18 protein-coding genes are annotated in these 21,883 nt (G+C 44.8%); 7 read left to right on the top strand and 11 right to left on the bottom strand.

Features of this window, described 5'->3' with window-relative positions; all coding sequences use genetic code 11:
- Positions 1–123 precede the first annotated feature (123 nt).
- Positions 124–1,692 (top strand): TerC family protein, encoded by a 1,569-nt coding sequence (locus tag AXE82_RS04190; RefSeq protein WP_062331820.1) that lies wholly within the window; start codon positions 124–126, stop codon positions 1,690–1,692.
- 70 nt (positions 1,693–1,762) lie between these two features.
- On the opposite strand, the gene AXE82_RS04185 is transcribed toward AXE82_RS04190, so the two are convergent.
- From AXE82_RS04185 to AXE82_RS04170, 4 genes are read right to left on the bottom strand one after another with little or no spacing between them, the layout of a single operon-like run.
- Entirely contained in the window at positions 1,763–2,236 is a 474-nt protein-coding gene (locus AXE82_RS04185; RefSeq protein ID WP_062331817.1) for a hypothetical protein, read from the bottom strand.
- Between the two features lie 44 nt (positions 2,237–2,280).
- Complete coding sequence (locus AXE82_RS04180; RefSeq protein WP_062331814.1) at positions 2,281–3,027, bottom strand: pantothenate kinase; 747 nt, start codon at positions 3,025–3,027, stop codon at positions 2,281–2,283.
- A 26-nt stretch (positions 3,028–3,053) separates the two neighbouring features.
- The gene (locus AXE82_RS04175; protein WP_062331811.1) at positions 3,054–4,055 is read right to left on the bottom strand and encodes a biotin--[acetyl-CoA-carboxylase] ligase; all 1,002 of its coding nucleotides are present in this window, start codon (positions 4,053–4,055) and stop codon (positions 3,054–3,056) included.
- A gap of 1 nt (position 4,056) precedes the next feature.
- Entirely contained in the window at positions 4,057–5,439 is a 1,383-nt protein-coding gene (locus AXE82_RS04170; protein WP_062331809.1) for a DUF4062 domain-containing protein, read from the bottom strand.
- Positions 5,440–5,648: 209 nt separating this feature from the next.
- On the opposite strand from AXE82_RS04170, the gene AXE82_RS04165 reads away from it, so the two are divergent.
- Positions 5,649–6,461 (top strand): sulfite exporter TauE/SafE family protein, encoded by an 813-nt coding sequence (locus AXE82_RS04165; protein ID WP_062334770.1) that lies wholly within the window; start codon positions 5,649–5,651, stop codon positions 6,459–6,461.
- Positions 6,462–6,502: 41 nt separating this feature from the next.
- Here the strand turns inward: AXE82_RS04165 and ribA are convergent, their stop codons facing one another.
- Positions 6,503–7,144: a GTP cyclohydrolase II gene (ribA, locus tag AXE82_RS04160; protein WP_062331806.1), complete on the bottom strand. Its 642-nt coding sequence runs from the start codon at positions 7,142–7,144 to the stop codon at positions 6,503–6,505.
- Positions 7,145–7,665: 521 nt separating this feature from the next.
- Here ribA and AXE82_RS04155 point away from each other — a divergent pair.
- Positions 7,666–9,816, top strand: a complete 2,151-nt coding sequence (locus AXE82_RS04155) for a 1-deoxy-D-xylulose-5-phosphate synthase (protein WP_062334768.1) — start codon at positions 7,666–7,668, stop codon at positions 9,814–9,816.
- 35 nt (positions 9,817–9,851) lie between these two features.
- Positions 9,852–10,685 (top strand): inositol monophosphatase family protein, encoded by an 834-nt coding sequence (locus AXE82_RS04150; protein WP_007115595.1) that lies wholly within the window; start codon positions 9,852–9,854, stop codon positions 10,683–10,685.
- A gap of 263 nt (positions 10,686–10,948) precedes the next feature.
- Here AXE82_RS04150 and fdxA read toward each other — a convergent pair whose 3' ends face one another.
- Positions 10,949–11,272 (bottom strand): ferredoxin FdxA, encoded by a 324-nt coding sequence (fdxA, locus tag AXE82_RS04145; protein ID WP_062331803.1) that lies wholly within the window; start codon positions 11,270–11,272, stop codon positions 10,949–10,951.
- A gap of 72 nt (positions 11,273–11,344) precedes the next feature.
- Positions 11,345–14,248, bottom strand: a complete 2,904-nt coding sequence (gene mutS / locus AXE82_RS04140; RefSeq protein ID WP_062331800.1) for a DNA mismatch repair protein MutS — start codon at positions 14,246–14,248, stop codon at positions 11,345–11,347.
- A gap of 363 nt (positions 14,249–14,611) precedes the next feature.
- On the opposite strand from mutS, the gene secA reads away from it, so the two are divergent.
- Positions 14,612–17,422 (top strand): preprotein translocase subunit SecA, encoded by a 2,811-nt coding sequence (gene secA, locus AXE82_RS04130; RefSeq protein ID WP_062331796.1) that lies wholly within the window; start codon positions 14,612–14,614, stop codon positions 17,420–17,422.
- Between the two features lie 115 nt (positions 17,423–17,537).
- The gene (locus AXE82_RS04125) at positions 17,538–17,969 is read left to right on the top strand and encodes a hypothetical protein (protein ID WP_062331794.1); all 432 of its coding nucleotides are present in this window, start codon (positions 17,538–17,540) and stop codon (positions 17,967–17,969) included.
- Positions 17,970–18,037: 68 nt separating this feature from the next.
- On the opposite strand, the gene AXE82_RS04120 is transcribed toward AXE82_RS04125, so the two are convergent.
- From AXE82_RS04120 to tsaB, 4 genes are all read right to left on the bottom strand, one after another.
- Positions 18,038–18,838, bottom strand: a complete 801-nt coding sequence (locus AXE82_RS04120; RefSeq protein ID WP_062331792.1) for a class I SAM-dependent methyltransferase — start codon at positions 18,836–18,838, stop codon at positions 18,038–18,040.
- 6 nt (positions 18,839–18,844) lie between these two features.
- Positions 18,845–19,681 carry an undecaprenyl-diphosphate phosphatase gene (locus AXE82_RS04115; protein WP_062331789.1) on the bottom strand — a complete coding sequence of 279 codons (837 nt, stop codon included), beginning with the start codon at positions 19,679–19,681 and terminating at the stop codon, positions 18,845–18,847.
- A gap of 286 nt (positions 19,682–19,967) precedes the next feature.
- Positions 19,968–20,282, bottom strand: coding sequence for a hypothetical protein (locus tag AXE82_RS12305; protein ID WP_228140544.1), 315 nt, complete (start codon positions 20,280–20,282; stop codon positions 19,968–19,970).
- A gap of 11 nt (positions 20,283–20,293) precedes the next feature.
- Complete coding sequence (tsaB, locus tag AXE82_RS12300; RefSeq protein WP_228140543.1) at positions 20,294–20,638, bottom strand: tRNA (adenosine(37)-N6)-threonylcarbamoyltransferase complex dimerization subunit type 1 TsaB; 345 nt, start codon at positions 20,636–20,638, stop codon at positions 20,294–20,296.
- 313 nt (positions 20,639–20,951) lie between these two features.
- On the opposite strand from tsaB, the gene AXE82_RS04105 reads away from it, so the two are divergent.
- Positions 20,952–21,776: a methyltransferase domain-containing protein gene (locus AXE82_RS04105; RefSeq protein WP_062331785.1), complete on the top strand. Its 825-nt coding sequence runs from the start codon at positions 20,952–20,954 to the stop codon at positions 21,774–21,776.
- Positions 21,777–21,883: the final 107 nt, after the last annotated feature.

Genomic DNA, 21,883 nt, shown 5'->3' with positions numbered 1-21,883 from the left:
TCTAAAAAAGCAGACACAAATTGTCATTGATTTTTTGCTATGATTTGCTAAGGTAACGGCTGATTTTTCGTTTTTGCTGTTTTTATTTTTTGCCCCTCATAACAAGAGAATAACTGACCCACTATGTTAGAACTACTATCTGACCCGTCAGCGTGGCTAAGCCTTGCGACGCTTGTCATTCTTGAGATTGTTTTAGGTATTGATAATCTTGTCTTTATTGCCATCTTAGCCAATAAACTCCCGCCGCATCAGCGCGCTAAAGCCCGAAATTTAGGTCTTGGCTTGGCATTGGTCATGCGGCTGTTCTTATTGTCGATTATGTCATGGCTCATTACCTTAACCGATCCTGTTCTCACATTAGGAAGTTTTGATTTATCGGTTCGCGACATTATTTTATTGGTAGGCGGGGTGTTCCTGCTGTTTAAAGCAACTACGGAGTTGCATGAGCGGCTAGAAGGAAAACCTGAGCATACCAACCAAAGTAAAGTGCAAGCAGGGTTTATTGCGGTTGTCGCACAGATTGTGATTTTAGATGCGGTGTTCTCGTTTGACGCGGTGATTACCGCTGTAGGTATGGCAAAACACCTTGAAATCATGATGGCGGCAGTGATCATTGCCATGGCATTGATGGTGGCTGCCTCTAAAGCGCTCACCGAGTTTGTCGGTCGTCATCCAACCGTGGTGATTTTGTGTTTAAGTTTTCTACTGATGATTGGCTTTAGTTTGATTGTTGAAGGACTAGGCTTTCATATGCCAAAAGGTTACTTGTACGCGGCGATTGCGTTCTCAATTTTGATTGAAGCGTTTAACCAAGTAGCCAAACGCAATAAAACCAAATATGAAAATCAAATTCCGATTCGTGACCGTACCGCGGATGCGATTTTACGCTTAATGGGTGGTAAAACCGAAGAAGCGGTTACCCCAGAGAATAATTCAGAACATTTTGATTTTGATAGTATGCCATTTGCGCAAGAAGAGCGTTATATGATTAGTGGCGTACTAGCGCTCAATGAGCGCGATGTACATACCATCATGACGCCGCGCAATGATATCTCTTGGGTCAATATCAACGGTAGCCGCGAAGAAATGCGCGCGCAATTGCTTGATACGCCGCATAGCTTGTTCCCTGTGTGCCGAGATACCATTGATAAAGTGCTTGGGGTAGTACGCGCCAAAGACTTTTTGGATTTGCTTGATAACAATGTCGCAGATATTGAAACCGCCATTAAACCCTTACTTAACAAGCAGCAGCCTGTGTTTGTGTCAGAGAGCATTGACAATCTAAAACTGCTCAATATGCTTAAAAAAGCCAAAGGTAATTTGGCGATGGTGATTGATGAATATGGTCAAGTCGCAGGGCTAGTGACACCGCTTGATGTGCTAGAGGCGATTGCAGGTGAGTTCCCTGATGAAGATGAAACTTTAGAAATTATCCCGTATGACGATTATTGGATAGTGGAAGGTACCGCAAGCTTGCACCAACTACGTTTGGAGCTTGACGATCCAGATTTTCTACTCGATGCCGATCAGTTCACCATTGGCGGGTATTTGATTTCGCAGCTGACCGATGCCCCAGAAGTCAATCAAACCATTGATATCGGTGCCTATAAGTTTACCATTCTAGAAACTTCAACATCGCGCATTTTGAAATTAAAAGTTGAACGTGAAGCCCCGATGGTGGCAACGGTTTAAATCACTGATTGGGTATAAAAGAAGGGGTAATTAACCCCTTTTTTTTATTACTTTTTTAGGGATATAACAATCAAGGAATTTGCTGAATCGTCAAGGTGATAGTAGGCACATTGCTCATTGACGTGGCAGCAGATTGACTGGACACAGGCTTGGATGATAGCGCAGTCAGAGTAATATCCATATTGGCAAAACGCTGTGTTTGGCGCAAGTCACCGCGCAAATCCCCAATCGATAGGTTGAGGGTTTGTGGGCGAGCGGTGGTAGTCATAGCCGTGACCGCTACTGTGGCATTACCTGCCCAAATACACTGTACGCCTGTGGCACAGCGGCTATCATTGAGCACTTTATCAAAAGTCAGATTTAGCTGGTGTTCTTTAACAAAGATGTTTTGACCCAGTGCAAGCGTGACCGTGCGAGTGGCATTGGCTGGCTGGTTGACTGTTGAAGGCGTTGGTTTGGCGGGCAAGGTGGGCGCAGTCATACAGGCGGTTAATAGGCTCGTAGTGAGTAAGGCGATACTTGTGGTTTGAATGATTTTTTTCATCAGTAATTTCCTTTTTTCTTAACGGTTAATTTTATTTCTGGTTTTTAGTTTTGATTTTTAGTGTTATTTTTAGGGGCAAAAAAACGCTGTAGTCCCGCCAATACCAAGTCTTGCCGAATTTCCACGCTGGCTGATAGGTGCGGCTCAAAAGTATGGGCATCACCGCCTGTCATGGTGATTTCAAATTGAGGGTAGCGATGAATGGTTTCATTGATGGCCCCGACAATGGATAACATAATACCATGATGCACCGCGTCTTGGGTATTGGTGCCTGAATCTATACTATCAAAAGTGCCATCAATAATACTAATCTGGCGCGTTCCCGAAAATAGTGACTCGCGCTGCAAATAGATACTGGGGAAAATATAGCCCCCCAAGTGATGACCCTGATCGACCAAATCAATGGTCACGGCAGTGCCGCAGCCAATAACGCATTGTTTTTTGCTAGGCTCGATGATGCCGAGCATTTGTAGCCAGCGGTCAACGCCAAGTTGGGCGGGGTTATAGTCGCTCGACATCAGCGCGTGCTTGGCATGGACTTGGGCAAATTCAAACGGTTTTTGCAATCGCTCTAGGCTTTCTGCAACGTGATTATTGACGGCTTGTCCGAGCACGGATGACACCCCGATAAAATCAGGATTGAGTCGTTCAAGCCGAAAGGTCAACCCTTTGAGCAATTCGGCAGGCGCTTGCAAATGCTGCTCAGCCGCATGATCGAGCACTTGACCGCTATCGTCCGTGAGCCAATATTTTAAGCGGGTATTACCCAAGTCTAGCCAAAGTTTTGTCATAAATAATAGCCTTTGAATGGGATGCTTTATTTGTGTTTATTTGCCTGCAACGATGAAACGGCTGAATCCAAAACTTGAATGGTGCCTGTCCAAATCGTTTGTATGCTGCCATCTGCTTGCTCAATGAGTAGACAGCCTTGCGCATCGATACCTGCTGCAATGCCTGTGATTGATTGCTCAGATAAGGCGTTATGAATTTGCAAATACTTGTTTTTTAATAGGTCTTTTTGGGCAAAATCATGGATAAATTGTTGGCTCGCTTCAGCCGCTTGCAGCTGATTAAATTGCCCAATCGCATTAGTTATGGCATCGCGAACGGGCTGATAAAACTCACGGGGTTGTAAGCGCTGCGCTGTCAAATCTTGCAGGCTTACCGCTTGGTAGTTTAAGCCTTCTTGGGTTTGCTCGGTCAGCACAGGGGCATGGGCAATATTGACCCCCACACCGATAACGATGCCTAGCATGTGACCTGCGACATTGACTGGCTCTATCAAAATACCCGAGAGTTTTTGAAATTGGTCAGGTAGGTTGGCTTGTGGTTGATAAAAACCCACATCGTTCACCCATTTGACACCAATGGTTGGCAAATGCTTTGCCAGTCTTGTTTGGTTGATGTGTTCTATGATAGGGATTTGACTGAGCTGATAACCCACGCACAATGACAAGCGACCATCTAATCGATAAGATAAGCAAAGATTTTGCTGCCAAGCATAGGCTTGTGTCGGCACATACAGCGATAAATAAACATTGCCTAGCGGTGATTGCCATGTTCTGCCATGTTGACCACGTCCGCCTGATTGGGTATCAGCAGTGAGTAAATGGGGGCGGCTAAAATGCGGTCGGTTATGGTCGGTGGGCGACTGTGCTTGATAACTGAGCACTATCCACTCAATCAGCTGGCTGTTGGTTGAGTGGGTGCTGGCTAAATGGGTATGATTAAAATCTTTTTGACTTTTTTTAGTATGGTCGTAGTGAATTATTGTGGTTATTAATCTTGATTGTCCATCAAACTTTTTTAAATTTTTCATTTTAGTTGCTAATATTTAATTTACTAATGATTATGGGCATGGTTAAACTAACGCTTTTGGCATATTCAGCACAATGTATATAAATTTCAATATTCCCTTCACCTTCATGTAATGGAACTAAAATTAAATCCTTAAATTCTGTACTATCCTCATGAATTAATTCGTTTATAAAAATATGTAATTCATTATCTTTAACCTTTTCGATATTGCTACTTTTAAAATTGGGAAGTATCGAACTTGGAATTTCATAACCATTAGATAGGAAAAATTCTTGTTGATTAGTTAAATTCCGCATTTGCTTCGCCAAAGGCATTTGTGCCTCTCTGAAATGCTTTTCATATTTTTCTTTAGCTTCATCTAACAAATTACGATTCAAATAAGGAACTGATTTTTCTAATATTTTACTAATAAAATTTTCTTCTTCTTCCAGTTCATTATCGTCTTCAAATATCTCTACAGTATTGGGAAACTTAACTTTTACTATTATGCTGGTTGCTTTTATATTTCCAATATTTCTTATACTTAAACTTAGTTTTTGGCGGGAGTTTTTAATCAAAAATAATTTCTTTAGAAAGAAATTGACGTTAGTAATTAAGTCACTATCAAGCTTTTCTAAGCTATGATTGTAATCATCAATTTCCTTTTGATTTACGAAATTCAGAAGATGGCTAGGTACATTTTGAATTGGTTTTTGTTTCTCATAATAATTAAAATTTGAAGTGTCAAATGAAAATTCTAATTGTTCATTATCATTGATAAAAATAGAAATTTTAGGTAATCTTTTAGTCTCATCATCTTTTAGTTTAGTGTTTTCTTCTCTTAACTTCCTGTTTTCTTCACTAAGTAAAGCCAATTCTTCAGCAATATTTTCATTTTGACTATTTCCACGCACCCAACCTACTAATTGATTATCTCTAATGATATCATTCAAGCTCTCGTGAATTGCTAGTTTGATGTCTTTAGTATCAGTAAAGAAAGCAGACATGAAATCTAAGACTGTTTTTCTAAATTCTTCTAGTTTTTCAGGATTTTCTGTTTCGATTTGAGTTGCTTTCAATTCTTTTTTCGCTTCGTTATTCATAACGACTGCGAATAATGGTTTGCCAATTTCTTGTGCATATTCATATTCTAATTGTGTGTAGCTTTTACCTGATTCTGGCTCCATAGAACCATACCTTCCACCCAAAATAAGCATATAAATATCTGATTCGTTAATCCATCTTTTAATTACTTCCCATTGGCTCTTATTTGATGATGTGAATAATTCCATACCAGCAGGAATGTGACCTGCCTTTAAAATGGCTTCAACCGCAGATTGCCTTTCAGCAATCAAATCAGTAAATGTTGAACTAACAAAAATCTGATATTTTTTATGATTACTCATAACCTTGACCTTTTATTCTTTAATATGAACTTCCTGTTTATCTTTAATGATATCCCAACGACAATGCAACAAGCAGTTTAACCAAAAATTTATTTGCCACAAGTTTTCGTTAATACTTATACCAATTTAAGGCACAAAGATAATAATAAATGCCGACAAAATAAATTTTGCTATACTAACGCTATTTTTAATCAAAGGAAATGCAAAAAATGATGTATCTGTGGTTTTTGCTGGCCGGGGCATTTGCTGGCATTTGTGCCGGGCTATTTGGTGTCGGTGGCGGATTGATTATCGTACCCGTGCTGATGGCGATTTTTAAAGCTTATGGCTATCCAAGCGATGTTATTACCCATTTGGCGGTAGGGACATCGCTTGCCACGATTGTGGTGACATCGATAAGCTCCATGCAATCGCACAATAAGCGCGGTGGCGTGCGCTGGGATGTATGGCGTAATATGTCGATTGGCTTGGTGGTTGGTAGTTTTGTTGGTGCTTATATCGCAGATTTATTGCATGGCAAGGTCTTGGCGTTTTTGATTGCAGGCATGGCGCTGTTTATGGGGCTAAAAATGCTTTTGGCTAAAAAATCAGAAGTTGTCGCGACCACTCACTTGCCATCTGCGCCTGTGCAAACAGGGGCCGGGGGCTTGATTGGCGCAGCATCGGCGATTTTTGGTATTGGCGGTGGCAGTTTTACCGTGCCGTTTTTGAGCCGTTTTGGTTTGACCATGCAACAAGCGGTGGGTACGTCAGCAGCCTGCGGCTTACCGATAGCCATTGCAGGGGCGCTTGGGTTTATGTTTTTTGGCAAAGATGTACAGGGCTTGCCCGCTGAGGCGATTGGCTTTGTGCATATCACTGCGTTTTTATGTATTTCAGTGATGAGTTATCTATTTGCCAAGGTGGGGGCAAAATTGGCGCACCAATTGCCTGCCAATATCTTAAAGCGCATGTTTGGTGGTCTGCTGCTGATTGTGGGGGCAAAAATGATGCTGGGCGCGCTTGAGATTAATTTATGGTAACAATAAACAATAGGTTTTGTGTCATTTCATGAGCGTGAATTTTATAATCCATTCTCAATCATATGCCCCATACGCTCTTTTTTGGTGTTGAGATAGGCTTCATTGTGGGGGTTGACACCCACCAACAGCGGCACGCGCGCTACCACCTCAATACCAATATCATTGAGATAGTCAATTTTGTTGGGGTTGTTGGTTATCAGCTTTACCTTATCCACACCGACATGCTCAAGCATCGGCTTGCACATCTCATAGGTACGAGCATCGGCAGGTAAATCGAGCAGCAAATTGGCATCAAGCGTATCATGTCCTTGGTCTTGCAATGCATAGGCACGGATTTTGTTGGTCAGTCCAATCCCGCGTCCTTCTTGGCGCAAATATAAAATCGCCCCGCAGCCGCCATTTTTAGCATAAGCTTGAATCATCTGCATGGTGGCGTTGAGCTGGGGGCCGCAGTCGCATTTAAGCGAACTAAAGGCATCCCCTGTCAAACATTCGCTATGAATGCGTACCAATGGGATTTTGGATTTATCGGCCGTGGGCAAGCCAACCGTCAGCATGACGTGTTCATGTTTGCGATTGCCCAGCGCATCGCGTGACGTGTCGTCCGTATCTTCAAACACATGAATATCAAATAGCCCATGCGCTGTTGGTAAGGTTGCTTGCGTGATAAATTGATACGACACCCACTACTCCAAAAAAATGACCAACTGATCCAAACAACTGAACCAAGTCAGTAAACCCAAAAATAAAAGTGCCCTTTACATGAAGGCATTGATTAAAATATCAAGAAGGATAGCGTCATTACGCATCTTATCAATAAGCCGCAAGCTAGGCTGGTATGCTATATGACGCGACTTTTTTCTCAAATTTTATAAAAAATTCAAGGCGCTAAGCTAAACTTTATAGAAGCTATAAGATACAATCTAAAATAGCGAGGTTTGATGTTTAATCAACAAAAAAATGCTATTATGCCACATTCATGCGCCACATTGGCAATTCAAAGCTGGTAATGCCAGCTTAGCCACCTAGATTTTCAAGCGCCCAACGCTTTGGCAGTCTGTCAATTTTGTGCCGGTATTTTGTGCCAATTTTGTGCCAACAATAAGGTGTTAATAGTCATTGTGCGTTTTAACTATTTATTTTTTCACCTGTGTCAACAGGGCTCATCGAGTCCCTGTAAGCAATGAAAAGTGTCAGCCAAGATATGTCAAAAACTAAAATAGCTAACCAAAACTACTCATTAAAAACCTTTGATACTATCCCTATGCTAAAGCCGCATACGCCGCTGCTCGATGGTGTGGATAGTCCTCACGACCTAAAAAAATTCAGTACCGCGCAATTGCAGCAATTAGCCGATGAACTGCGCGAGTTTTTGCTGTATACAACGGGCGTCAGCGGCGGGCATTTTGGCTCTAACCTTGGCGTCGTTGAGCTTACCATTGCACTGCATTATGTCTTTAATTCACCCAAAGACCAAATTGTCTGGGACGTAGGGCACCAAGCCTATCCCCACAAAATTTTAACGGGTCGCCGTGACAAGCTTACCACCATTCGTAGTCAACATGGGCTGACTGCCTTCCCCGAGCGTCATGAGTCTGAGTATGATACTTTTGGCGTTGGGCATTCATCGACGGCGATTTCTGCAGGGCTCGGCATGTCGCTTGCTATGCGCTATTTAGGCAAACGTGACAAAGTAGTTAGCATCGTCGGTGATGGTGCTATGACAGGCGGCATGGCGTTTGAAGCGATGAATGACGCGGTGCAGCAAAATGCCGATTTGATTGTGGTGCTCAACGATAATGACATGTCAATCTCACAGGCAACGGGCGGATTTTCTAAACATTTAGCCACCCTATGGCAGCGTGGTTTGGCAGTCGATATCGATAAAAACGGTGATGCGATTTTTACCAAGCGCGTCATCTCCAGTGAAGACCGCCGTATTCGTCATTATTTGCACATGGCAAACGAAGCTTTAGATGATTGGACCTCGCGTCTGCCCAATAAAATTGTCGAAAAATTGGCAGAAAAAGGTATTCCTAAACCGTCTCAGTTAGAGACATTACCTGAGAAAATCGCCAATAAACTCATTGATGAAGTGTTCCCCGAAAACTTGTTTAAAGCCATCGGTTTTCAGTATTTTGGACCATTTGATGGGCATGATGTTGCCAAATTGGCTCAGGTATTTGAACGGGTCAAGCAACTAAAAGGGGCAGTACTCGTCCATGTGCATACGGTGAAAGGTAAAGGCTTTTTACCGGCAGAATGCGACCCGATTACTTATCATGCCATTACCAAACTTAAGAAAATCAACCCAGCGCAAGAAAAATCTGTGCCAGTTGACAGCCAAAAGCCCGTAACTACTGTAGCTACTCCCGCTAAAAAATACTCGCAAGTGTTTGGTGAGTTTATTTGCGATAAAGCCGCAACCGACAAACAACTGATGGCGATTACCCCTGCGATGGCTGAAGGCTCAGGCATGACCGAATTTGCCCAGCGCTTTTCAAGCCAATTCTTTGATGTGGCGATTGCCGAGCAACATGCAGTGACCCTAGCGGGCGGTATGGCAACCCAAGGCGTCAAACCGATTGTCGCGATTTACTCCACATTTTTACAACGTGGCTATGACCAACTGATTCACGATGTGGCTTTGCAAAATCTCAACGTGATGTTCGCCATTGACCGTGCAGGCTTGGTCGGTGAAGACGGTGCGACCCATGCGGGGGTGTTTGATATCGCCTTTATGCGAACTGTGCCTAATATGGTGATTGCTTGTCCCAAAGATGAGAATGAGTGCTATAACTTACTTAATACCTGTTATGAGCATATTGGACCCTCTGCGGTGCGTTATCCACGTGGTAATGGCATTGGGGCAGAAATTGATAAAAACCAAGCGATGTATCCAATCGGTAAGGCAGCGCTTGAGCAGACTATCGAAGCCACTGGAGAAGGTGCGAGCAACGTGGCGAAAAAAGTTGCGGTGCTTGCTTTTGGTACCATGGTAAAGACAGCGGTTACGGCGTGTCAAAACTTAGCCGAAACTTACCCAACGACGACGTTTTTTGTTTATAATATGCGGTTTGTTAAACCGTTAGACAGCGAATTACTGGATACGCTATTGGCGCAAAACTGCTCCATTGTTACCCTTGAAGAACACCAAGTCATGGGCGGTGCCGGTAGTGCGGTCAATGAATACCTCGTTGCCCAAGCAGCAAAAACAAGCCAAGCCTTGCCAACGCTACTTAATATCGGTATCCCCGATAAATATATCGCGCATGGCAGCCCTGAGCAGCAATTAGCCGATTGTGAGCTAGATGTCGCGGGTGTGGTCAAACAGATGCAAACGATTTTGTCATAAATTTTAGATTTTTATCCTTCAACAAAAGGTCAATTATGGAACCGATGGTCGTCATGGCAGCCCGCGCTGCACAAAAAGTAGGTCAAGAGATTTTAAATGCACACAACAATCGCCACAAGCTAGAGTTCACGATTGAAAGCAAAGGCTTAGATGGTTTGGTGACCCAAATCGACCGTTACAGCGAAGAATTATTGATTGCGATGCTCAAAGAAAGCTACCCAACCCACTCATTTTTGGGCGAAGAGTTTGGGCTGCAAGAAGGCAAGGGCAATGATAAAGACTGGTGCTGGGTTATTGATCCATTAGACGGTACTCACAACTTTATTCATGGCTTACCGCATTTTTGTGTCTCAATCGGGGTGCAAAAAAATGGCGTCACCGAACATGGTATCATCTATGACCCAGTGCGTGATGAGATGTTCTCAGCCAGTCGTGGTAAAGGCGCGCGTCTCAACCAGCGCCGTATCAGCGTCAGTGAACATAAAACCATTGATGGCGGCTTTTTTACCACAGGGCATCCGCTTGAGCGTAACCGCGCAGAAGGTAAAGTATCGTATGCCAAAGAGCATTTTGAAAGCTTACAAAAAATCTGCGAACAAGGCGGTCAAGTGCGCCGTGTGGGTTCAGCCGCATTAGATTTGGCCTATGTAGCAGCGGGACGGTTTGATGGTTATTTTGAAATGTCTATCAAACCTTGGGATATCTGTGCCGGTGAATTGATTGTCACTGAAGCGCGCGGTACTGTGGTTGACCATACAGGCGCGCACAATGCCATGCAAACAGGCTCTATCTTTGCGGCAAATATCAAACTGTTAAAACCATTGATGCAAACCGTGGTGCCAGTTTGGGGCAGTGCCGTGAAAGGCTGATGTGACTGTGACACTAAAAACGCGCTAATCCATAGCGCGTTTTTTATTTCATAATCAATTCGTAAAAAAAATCTAAGCTAAAGAGGTTAAGTTAAGCAGATAGACAACAACGTTGGCATAATAAGAGATGAGAATATAAAAACGGCAATCAATATTCACTGATTGCCGTCCTCGTTCTATATGCTGTTTTATAGCATGTTGTTTATAGCATCTTATTTATAGTATCTTGCTAAAAATCCCCTAACTGGCGTATATTAGAAGGGCTATCTTTCAAGATATTGTAGTTTATTGGGTACGCCATCCCATTCTTTGGCATCGGGTAGTGGGTCGTGCCTGGCTGAGATGTTTGGCCATTTTTCAGCGAGTTCTGCATTCAGTTCGATGTATATTTCTTGACCTTTTGGCACTTCATCTTCTGAGAAAATCGCATTGGCAGGGCATTCTGGCTCACACAGCGCACAGTCAATACATTCATCAGGATGGATGACCAAAAAATTCGGACCTTCATAGAAACAGTCCACAGGACAGACTTCAACGCAGTCAGTATATTTACAACGAACACAGTTATCAGTAACGACGAAAGTCATGGCGGTGGCTACCTTTTTTTAGTTGCACAAATGTTAAAAGCATAAAAAATACAATCGTATTATTTTAGCGCGTTACGCTTTTTTTAACAATTCCTTTAATGAATAAATAAATTCTAACGCCTGTTTCGGCGTCAGTTCGTCAGGGTTTAGGGCGTTTAGTTGTTGAGTAAGTTTATATTCATCAGCCTGCAACGTTTGATAGTCAGCCGCGGTACTTTGCAAATCCAGACCCATTTGTTTCTCGTCTTTTGTTGGATAGGGTAAAGGATGGTTTGGCAAACTTTTTTGTTCGCTGTGGTTATCCAAATAATATTGCGCTTGGGCTAATAAGTCTTGCGGCAAACCTGCCATTTTGGCAACATGCAAGCCAAAACTGCGATGCGTCGCCCCAGGTGCGATTTTATGCAATAGCAGCAACTGCCCGTTGATTTCTTGGGTGACAAGGTGCTGATTAAACATTTTGGGGTGGCGCTCAGCCAGTTCAGTGAGCTCAAAATAATGGGTAGCAAATAGGGTCAAACAGCCGATTTTTTCTGCTAAATAATTCACGCACGCATGCGCAATCGCTAGACCATCTTGAGTGCTGGTGCCACGACCGACTTCATCCATGAGTACCAATGAGTTGGCATTGGCTTGGTTCATGATATTGGCGGTTTCGATCATCTCGACCATAAAGGTTGATTTACCACTTGCCAAGTCATCTGCCGAGCCAATGCGGGTAAAAATCCGCTCAATACGACCGAGCGTCACCGACTGCGCAGGGACATATGCACCACAACAAGCAAGTAGTACGATAAGCGCGGTTTGACGCATGTAGGTCGATTTACCGCCCATATTGGGCCCGGTGATGAGCATTAAGCGTTCAAGTTGGGTGGCTGTTCCCATGACACAGTCATTGGCGACAAATGGGTCAAGCGATGCCGTCTGATGGTGAGCTTGGCGCTGTTGACCTGCTTCAACCACGATATGGCGTCCGCCTTGGATATTGAGGCTTGCGCTATCATCAGTGGTATTAAACAACGGGCGGCACCAGTTTTTACTATGATGAGAGCGATTCTGCAAACGCGTTAGGCTGACCCAGTTGGCAAGTACATCCAAATACCCAATCGCTTTGGCAAGGCGCTGCACCTCGCCAAGCTGTGATTTGAGCTGATTGAGCAGATTTTCATAGATACGCTTCTCAAGGGTCAACGCTTGCCCTTGAGCCGATAGATAGGATTCTTCAATGGTTTTGAGCGCTGGCGTGATAAAGCGTTCAGCATTTTTGAGCGTTTGACGGCGGGTAAAATATTCAGGCGCGTTCTTGGCTTGTAGGGCGCTGAGTTCAAAATAAAATCCGCTGACTTTATTAAAGCCCACTTTGAGCATGGGCAGGTTGTTTTTTTGCCGCTCTTGCGCCGCCAATGCTTCCAAAGTTTGCTCGATATTACCATGCAGATTTTGCCATTCATCAAGCTGTGGGTCATAGCCCTTTTTTATCATGCCGCCATCACGAATGTGGGCGGGCGGCTCATCGACAATCGCTTGCTCTAGCAAGGCATGGATGTTGGCAAAGCTATCAGTTAAGGCTAAGTCAGGCAGCTGTTTGCTAAGCATGGCAAGCAAAGGCGTCTCGGCAGTTAGCGTCGTTATGGTGGTAAAATCAAAATGTTGCTGCAACTGCTTTGACAACGCTAACGCTTGCGCCAAGCTCAGACGCAATTTGAGCAAATCGGTCGGTTTTGCTGAACCCAAGCCAATGCGTCCCCCAATCCGCTCGATATCGCTGATTTCGCTTAAGGTTTGTTTAAGCAATTCAAACGCTGCTATCGGCAATTGCATCAGTTGTTCAACCGCATCAAGCCTGCGGTTAATCAGGGTGACATTGCGTAGCGGTCGGTGCAAATGATGCACCAAAGCGCGTTTACCCATCGGCGTTTGGCAGTGATCAATCACCGATAACAGCGAAATACCCGATGCCAACACGGGTTTAAAAATTTCCAAATTTTGCTGACTGATGGTATCAAGCTGCAAAAAATCGCCGTTATGCTCGAGCTGCAGGCTACGAATATGGCGTAAATCAGCTTGCTGGGTCTGTTTGCCGTAATGCAGCACAACCGATGCCGATGAGATGGCAAGCGGTTTTTGCTCAATGCCAAACCCTGCCAGCGTGGTGACGCCAAGATGCTGGGTCAGATGTTCAAGCGCGTTATTGGGGAGAAAATAACTGTGCGGCTGTGACAAAATCGGCGGCAGGCTAGCTGTTGGGCTATTTGCGCTCAGACAATCCTGCAAAAAATGTCGCCACGCCTCAGACAGCTGTTCATCTATCAGCACTTCACTGGGATCAAAGCGGGCGAGCGCGTTAGCAAGCTCGCTTTGTAGCGCAGTATGACTGTCGCAGTTAAGCTCAGTGACACGGATTTGCCCTTGCGCCAAATCCAGCTGCGCCAATCCCACCGACATTTGCTGTTTGGCAAAGCTGATAGCGACGACTGTTGGTGTTTGTCCTTGGGTGATAAGGCTATCATCGGTCAGCGTTCCTGCGGTTAAAGTACGGACGACTTTACGTTCCATAATCTTAGCGGCATTGGCTTTTGTTTTGCTGGTTCTTGTTGCCGTGTTTTTTGCTGTGCTTTTGGCTGCAGTGTCTGTTGCTACAGTGTTTTCTTTAAGGCTGTCTTCAGGCCTTTCTTCTTCGACTTGTTCACAGATCACCACGGTTTGCCCGGCATTAATCAGCCGAGCAATATAGCCGTCTGCCGAATGAAACGGCACGCCTGCCATCGGGATGGTGTTGCCCTGTTTATCTTTGCCACGTCGGGTCAAGGTGATGCCCAAAATATCGGCAGCAAGCTTGGCATCATCGAAAAACAGCTCATAGAAATCGCCCATCCGGTACAGCACCAAGGCATGCGGATAATCCGCTTTTAGGGTGAGATATTGCTGCATCATGGGGGTGTGATGGTCAAGATTGTGAGGCATGGTCTGGGTCATAATGGTTAAACGTTATGAAATATGGTTTTGATATTGTGCTCGCCCATGTGTTGCACCACTTTTAGTTTAAGGTTACTTAGCGGACACACCGTCAGCGGCATTTGCTCCGCTATCAAGCTTAAAATCTTCCAAGAAAATTTCAACAATGAAAATCTCGAAAATAAAGTTCAATTATGGGGATGGATTGATAAAGATAAAGGTAATAGAGGCAAGCGGTTCAAACTTACAGGCTGTCATAACCTTGTATCTAAAAAAAGCAAACCCATATATAATAGCAAAATTTATTTTGAATACCTTTATTAACCATCATCGTATTAAAAGTCATCGCACTTATTGATTTGAGCACTTTAGGAAAATCCTCGTATGTTAGGCAAAATGATAGGCAAGGTTATCGGCACCAAAAACGACCGTGAGCTTAAGCGAATGCGTAAGTTGGTCGACAAAATCAACGCCTTAGAACCCAAAATCCAGTCCCTCTCTGACGAAGCATTAAAACAGAAAACTGCGGAATTTAAAACCCAGTTTGCGCAGGGTACTAGCCTAGATGCCATTTTACCTGAAGCTTTTGCGGTCTGTCGTGAAGCCTCAAGACGTGTCCTTGGCATGCGTCACTACGATGTACAGCTCATCGGGGGTATCACCCTGCACGAAGGTAAAATCGCCGAGATGCGCACGGGTGAAGGTAAAACCTTGATGGCAACGCTTGCGATATATCTCAACGCGATTAGCGGTAAAGGCGTGCATGTGGTTACCGTCAATGACTATTTGGCAAGCCGTGACGCCGAACTAAACCGCCCGTTGTTTGATTTTTTGGGCTTGACTGTCGGCGTGATTTACTCACAGCAAGACCCGATGGAAAAATTTGAGGCCTATGCCGCAGATATTACCTACGGTACCAACAACGAATACGGCTTTGACTACCTGCGTGACAATATGGTATTTAGCCTAGATGAGAAAAAACAGCGCGGACTCAACTATTGTATCATCGATGAGATTGACTCGATTTTGATTGATGAAGCGCGTACGCCGCTGATTATCTCGGGTCAAGCCGAAGACTCATCGGCTATGTACAGGCTGATTGATACCATCATCCCGCGCCTCAAACGCTCAGAAACCGAAGAAGGCAACCGCGAAAACCGTGAGCAGGATTTTTGGATTGATGAAAAAAATCGCCAAATCGAAATCAGCGAAAAAGGCTACGAGAAAATCGAAAAATTCTTGGTGGAAAAAGGCGAGCTTGGCGAAAATGAGAGCCTATATAGCCCAACGCGCTTGCCACTACTAGCCCACGTCCAAGCCGCGATTCGTGCGCACCATTTATTTGTTAAAAACATTCACTATATCGTGCATGAAGGCGAAGTCATCATTGTCGATGAAAACACAGGGCGTACCATGCCCGGTCGCCGCTGGTCAGAAGGGTTGCACCAAGCGGTTGAAGCCAAAGAACAGGTTGAAATCCAAGCCGAAAACCAAACGCTCGCCACCACGACATTCCAAAATTATTTCCGTCTGTATGACAAACTCTCAGGCATGACGGGCACAGCGGATACCGAAGCTGCGGAGTTTAAACAAACTTACGATTTAGATGTGGTGATTATCCCAACCCACAAACCGATTCAGCGTATCGACCTTGATGACCAAATTTTCTTAAGCAAAATGGGCAAATATCAAGGCATTATCCGCGAAATTAAACGTATCAAAGAAAGCCACGCGCCGATTTTGGTGGGGACGGCGACGATTGAAGCCAGTGAAGTATTGTCTGAGCTACTCACCGCCGAAGGCATTGCCCACAACGTGCTCAACGCCAAACAGCACGAGCGTGAAGCCGATATTATCGCGCAAGCGGGTAGGCCTAATGCGGTCACTATTGCCACCAACATGGCAGGTCGCGGTACCGATATTATCTTGGGGGGTAACTGGCAAGCCGAGCTCGCCAAAATCGACAACGTCACCCCTGAAATGAAACAGCAAGCCCATGCCGAATGGCAAGTGCGAAACCAACAAGTGCTAGAGGCGGGTGGCTTACATATCATCGGTTCTGAGCGTCACGAATCACGCCGTATTGATAACCAATTACGCGGTCGTGCCGGTCGTCAAGGTGACCCTGGGGAGTCACGCTTTTTCTTGTCGCTTGAAGATGACTTGATGCGGATTTTCGCTGGCGATCGCGTGGTCAATATGATGCGCGCCATGGGGCTAAAAGAAGACGAAGCCATTGAGCACAAAATGGTATCACGCTCGATTGAAAACGCCCAAAGGAAAGTGGAAAACCGCGACTTTGATGCCCGTAAGAGCCTACTCAAATACGATGACGTTGCCAACGAACAACGTAAGGTTATCTATAAACAGCGCGATGAACTGCTTGCCCAAAGTAATCTACAAGCAGCTATCGAAGCGATGCACTACGATGTGTACAATGCCTTGATTGACCAATTTGTGCCACCCGGTTCGATTGATGACCAATGGGACATTGATGGGCTTGAAGACGAGCTTGAAAGTGAGTTTCGTATTCATATGCCAATCAATGACTGGCTAGATGCCGATCGCCGTTTGGATGAAGAAGGTTTGCGTCAAAAAATCATTGAGGCTGCGTTACTCAACTACCGCGCTCGCCGTGAGCAAATGGGTGAGGAAAATGCCGCCCAACTTGAGCGTCACTTTATGCTATCTAGCCTAGATAAGCATTGGAAAGAACATCTAAACCAAATGGATCAACTGCGTAAAGGTATCCATCTACGAGGCTATGCGCAAAAAAATCCTGAGCAAGAATATAAATCTGAAGCCTTCTCATTGTTCCAAAGTATGCTCGGTGCTATTAAGTCTGAAACTGTGCAAGATTTAGCGCGTGTTCATATCCCAACGCCAGAAGAAATCGCTGAGCTTGAGCGCCAGCAACGTGAACAAGCCGAGATGATGCGTCTGCATTTTGAGCACCAAGAAATGAATGGCGTGACTGGTGAACTGAGTGACGATGAAGACATGATTGCGCGTAACCGCCAACAACGCACGCGAGCCACGTATTCATTTGGTCTAAGCAGCTCAGCCGCGGCAACCGCGAGTCCAGAGATGGCCGAAAATGGTGACAATCCGTATGCCAACTTAGCGATTAGCCGAAATGCCCCTTGTCCATGTGGTTCAGGTTTAAAATACAAGCAGTGCCATGGCAAAATTTAAAGTGATATCATTATCATCTTTGAAGTAGCCGCACCGTGGCTTCAGCAATTTTTACAATATAGGCTATCAAGTACGTTGTCGGATTGAGCGATTTATTGATAGTAGAGGAATACCCATGCAAAACACACTAGCAAAAATCACCATGCTGAGTTTAGTATCGGCGCTTACGTTGACAGCTTGTGATAAAAAGACTGACAGCACAGACAACAACGCGGCGGCAGCATCAGCGGCAGAATCACAAGCCGTACCAATGTCAGCTGCGCCTGCCGATGAAAAAAATAGCGCTACTGTGACCGACGCCAATGCCACCGTAGATGCCGGTCCTGACGCTACCAGCGCCAGTGGCACAGCAGCGACCGCTGTTGATGCGATGCCAGTGAGTAGTGCCGAGGCAGAGGCTGCAGATGACGGCGGCGCGGATAATTCAGACATGGATAAGATTACGGAAAATGATACCGTCATTGACAATGCGCCTGCTTCGCCCAACGCACCAAAAGCCACCGATGATGTAGCGCCGGCCGTCGGTAACCAAAAGGTTGGTCAATAACAACTAAACCCACAAAAAAAGCTGACACCCATCAGCTTTTTTAACAGGGCAACTAGACGCTATTCAAACTAAATGCTGTTCAAATAATTATCAAAACGCACGATATCATTTGATAGGCTTAGGTTAGGCGATTGATCCGCAAGAAAAGGCGCTGATTTAGGTCGTTTCACCACTACCATACCCTGTGGGGTTATTTGTGCCAACGCCGCCGACAATAATTGTTGGGCTTGCGCAATCGACGGCGGGGTCGTTACAGTATGCAACACCTGCATATGTTTATTAACCGCTGATTTATAGCTATCAGCAGGAAACATCGGATCCAGATAGACACGGTCGACTTTTGGCAATTTAGCCAGCAATTCTATCGCATCGCCATGATAAATCGTTAATCGACTCATCAATTTTTGCCAGTTGCGATGCTGCGCCATTTTTTGCTGTTCCAGTTGCAGTAGCAAAAACATGAGTGGCTGCTGCTCTAGCAAAGTCACACTGGCACCGGTACTTGCCAAGATTAGGCTATCATGCCCAAACCCTGCGGTGGCATCAATGACAGTCATGCTGGCTTGTAGCTGCATGGCTTTAAGTAGCAGCTCAGTTTTTTTGCCCGCTTTGACCACCCGCTGTTGTAGGCTTTGCCAATTTGGGCTGACTTTCATGCCCGCTGCGATAACAAAAACATCACCTACCTCATCAATCAGCACACTGTTATCATCGACTGATTTCAGCCATTTTTGAGTTACTTTGCTAGTAATCTTTTGTGGTTGTAAATTGACGGATAAAGGGGTGAGTATGGTTTCGACGTTTGCCAAACGCTGCTCGCTTGGCAAAGTGTCAACATAATACAGTTGGATTGATTGATGAGATAGCATTGCGAATTAAATATAGCCCAGCATACCAGCGATGAGTACCAGTACGCCTACCACGATGCGCCACCAAGCAAATAAGGTAAAATCACGGGTACTGACCCAGTTAACCAACCATTTGATGAAAATCATGGCAAAAATAAATGAGACGACCACACCCACTGCCATGATGGTCCAGTCTTCAGTGGTGGTTAAAATATGATGGTTTTTGGTCAGATCTAGTAGCCCAGCACCCACCAATACAGGAATCCCTAAAAAGAAAGAATACTCCGCAGACGCCTTACGTGATACCCCCAAAAATAGGGAACCGATAATGGTAGACCCTGAGCGAGAAGTACCAGGAATCAAGGCAAGACATTGAATCAAGCCAATGATAATCGCCGTTTTAATATCAATATCTTCCGCTTCGGCATATTTGACCGTATGTTTGTGTTGTTGGCGCTCTGCCCAAAAGATAATCAAACCACCGACAATCAATGAGATTGCCACCACGGTTGGGTTAAATAACGCCGCTTTTAACGCTTTATCAAACATCAAACCTATCAGCATAATCGGGATGGTGGAAATAATCAGCGAGATGCCCAGTTGACGCGGGTTTTTACGCTCAGGGTCTTTACCCGTAATAAGTCCCATCAAGGCACGCCATAGCCGTCCCCAGTACAAATAAATTACCGCTGAAATCGCACCCAGCTGAATGACGACAATAAACAAGTCGGCTTTGTCTTTGGTCCAAAAATTTAACAGGGAATCGGCAAGAATTAAATGCCCGGTACTTGAAATCGGTAAAAATTCGGTAATGCCCTCAACCATGCCCATGATGATGGCTTTAAAAATCAAAATAAGATCCATAACGTATCCAACAATGTTAGTTATTAGGGCGTGTCCCTATTTGGATAATGAGGCTAAAAATAGACTAAATCGCCAGCAAAACAAGGCAAATTGTGCAGATAATATTGGAATATTGTCAAACAATTTAACGCAGTTTTGCCAGATTTAGGCATTTTTAGGCCATTAAAAATACTTTGTTCCGAATTAGGGACACGCCCTAACAGTCAAAGCTAAAAATTTTTGCGCTTATCACAAGCTAAAGGGTAGCGAGTCAAACTTAACACAATATGAGTAATCAGCCGATAAATTAAGTCTGTTTTTGTTCGGCTAGGGTTTTCCACGCATTATTTCTTAAATAAACCGGTAACGCCAGCTCAGCAGGGACGGATTGATGCTGCTGATACAAGGCTAGCCCAAGTTTGGCAATGATAGCCGCTGAGGGGCGAATATCGGCAAAGATGGCTTGACCTAGCTGCGCATTGACCAAGGTTGCGCCATTCCCTACTAAGGCTAAGTCTTTATCTATCACACTGTCATAATCAAGCAAATGCTCAGTAGCGCCTGCCACAAGCTGCATGATACCATCACTCATGGCGTATTCACCCGCGTATACTTGGTTCATGCGCGCATCTGTCAGCGCCAATACGTGGGGGGGTTATGTAGTTCAAATGCCGCCTGAGCGATAGCTTGCAGGCTTGATACCGGCAAACAAGGCATATCATGGGCAAAAGCGATGGCTTGCGCTACCGCCGTATTAATGCGTATGCCACTAAAAGCCCCGGGTCCTCGATTAAAAGCAATCGCAGTGAGTTGTGACCAATCAATCGATGATGCCGTCATCAGCGCGTGTATCATCGGCAAAATTTGCTGGGTTTGTAGACGATTCCCCGTAAGGGTCTGTTCAGCGACGACATTACCTGCTAAGTCCACGAATGCCACCGAGCATTGGTCAAACACACTTTCAAGTGCCAAAATCATAACAAATTGCCTTTACCGTTTGCAGCAATCATGCGCTTAAAGCGCACAAATTTTGCCTAAAAAATTGCTTGGTATGATAACACTAAAAACAAATTTGAGCACAATTTAGTTAACATGGATTTAAGCAAAAATGCCCTCAATCTCGTCAATAAAATGCTATAATTCTTACTGTTTTTAGGGATTTAAAGTCAATGTATTAAAGTTAATTGGATAGGCAATTTGCCTTGCGGGGTTGATTTGCTCACACAAGATGATTATGACTATGCAGGGCTGATTAATAGTGTTAAAGTTGGCTAATTTGTTGTTTTAGTCGATGATGTCCTGTACTGTCACCCCTGTTTTTGAACAATTTGCCACCTCATACGATGCCGCCACGCCGATTCAATCGCAGGTGGCAGAGCACTTGGCGCAGCTCATTGTGCGTTGCCATAGCGGCGTAACCGATATGTGCGTGGTGGATGTGGGCTGTGGCACAGGAAAATTGACTGAGGCGGTGATGTCAAAGTTTTTACAAAACGCAGCGCTAGCTTCCGCTCAGTTATATGGCGTCGATACTGCTGCCAGTATGCTTGCAATTTGGCAACAGCGAGTCGCGCATCTTTTGTCGATGCCGCTGTCATCTACCCCAGTCTCGTCGCTACCAACTTCCCCAATGACGCTGCACAGCCAAGCGCTTTGCGCCAATATGGCAGATATGGCATTGGCAAATCAATCTGCTGATTTGGTGATGAGTAGTTTTGCCCTTCATTGGACATCGCCAAGCGTTATCGCAGAGCTTGGGCGCATTGTCAAAACCAAAGGTCAGCTGCATTTGGCGATTCCGGTGGCAGGCTCTTTTCATGAAGTCCGTCAGCGCTTTCCCAAGTTGCCTGTTTTTGATTTTTTACCCAGTCACGCTTGGCTAGCGGCGATAGAGACCTTGCGGCAACAGCGTCAAGGCACGCTAATGTATCACACCGAGCAATCGTTTGATTTTTCTTATGACAATTTAAAAAGTCTGTTAAAAAATCTCAAGCAAATGGGCGGCGCCGTCTCTGGCAAAGACAGCATCGATACGGCGACATTTAGACGCTATTTGCAAGACCCATCGCCGATTGGGCTGGATTATGAGCTGCTGATGATTGGCTTACAGCTGTAAGGGTAACAAATTTATCGACGATTTGGCTAACATTTAGCGTTACACTATTGGTTAGCCTCGCTAGCTTCAACCTTCTATTCCCTTTTGATTAGTTTAATTAAACATGC

Origin of the sequence: Moraxella osloensis (genome assembly GCF_001553955.1) — a bacterium.
Classification (GTDB): Bacteria; Pseudomonadota; Gammaproteobacteria; order Pseudomonadales; family Moraxellaceae; genus Faucicola; species Faucicola osloensis.
This window is presented reverse-complemented; position numbering and strand designations above follow the sequence as displayed.

Bases quoted from the DNA above. Each gene is read 5' to 3' on its own strand.
- AXE82_RS04190 (WP_062331820.1), top strand. From the start codon at position 124: ATGTTAGAACTACTATCTGACCCGTCAGCGTGGCTAAGCCTTGCGACG.
- AXE82_RS04185 (WP_062331817.1), bottom strand. From the start codon at position 2,236: ATGAAAAAAATCATTCAAACCACAAGTATCGCCTTACTCACTACGAGC.
- AXE82_RS04180 (WP_062331814.1), bottom strand. From the start codon at position 3,027: ATGACAAAACTTTGGCTAGACTTGGGTAATACCCGCTTAAAATATTGG.
- AXE82_RS04175 (WP_062331811.1), bottom strand. From the start codon at position 4,055: ATGAAAAATTTAAAAAAGTTTGATGGACAATCAAGATTAATAACCACA.
- AXE82_RS04170 (WP_062331809.1), bottom strand. From the start codon at position 5,439: ATGAGTAATCATAAAAAATATCAGATTTTTGTTAGTTCAACATTTACT.
- AXE82_RS04165 (WP_062334770.1), top strand. From the start codon at position 5,649: ATGATGTATCTGTGGTTTTTGCTGGCCGGGGCATTTGCTGGCATTTGT.
- AXE82_RS04155 (WP_062334768.1), top strand. From the start codon at position 7,666: ATGTCAAAAACTAAAATAGCTAACCAAAACTACTCATTAAAAACCTTT.
- AXE82_RS04150 (WP_007115595.1), top strand. From the start codon at position 9,852: ATGGAACCGATGGTCGTCATGGCAGCCCGCGCTGCACAAAAAGTAGGT.
- fdxA (WP_062331803.1), bottom strand. From the start codon at position 11,272: ATGACTTTCGTCGTTACTGATAACTGTGTTCGTTGTAAATATACTGAC.
- mutS (WP_062331800.1), bottom strand. From the start codon at position 14,248: ATGACCCAGACCATGCCTCACAATCTTGACCATCACACCCCCATGATG.
- secA (WP_062331796.1), top strand. From the start codon at position 14,612: ATGTTAGGCAAAATGATAGGCAAGGTTATCGGCACCAAAAACGACCGT.
- AXE82_RS04125 (WP_062331794.1), top strand. From the start codon at position 17,538: ATGCAAAACACACTAGCAAAAATCACCATGCTGAGTTTAGTATCGGCG.
- AXE82_RS04120 (WP_062331792.1), bottom strand. From the start codon at position 18,838: ATGCTATCTCATCAATCAATCCAACTGTATTATGTTGACACTTTGCCA.
- AXE82_RS04115 (WP_062331789.1), bottom strand. From the start codon at position 19,681: ATGGATCTTATTTTGATTTTTAAAGCCATCATCATGGGCATGGTTGAG.
- AXE82_RS12305 (WP_228140544.1), bottom strand. From the start codon at position 20,282: ATGAACCAAGTATACGCGGGTGAATACGCCATGAGTGATGGTATCATG.
- tsaB (WP_228140543.1), bottom strand. From the start codon at position 20,638: ATGATTTTGGCACTTGAAAGTGTGTTTGACCAATGCTCGGTGGCATTC.
- AXE82_RS04105 (WP_062331785.1), top strand. From the start codon at position 20,952: ATGATGTCCTGTACTGTCACCCCTGTTTTTGAACAATTTGCCACCTCA.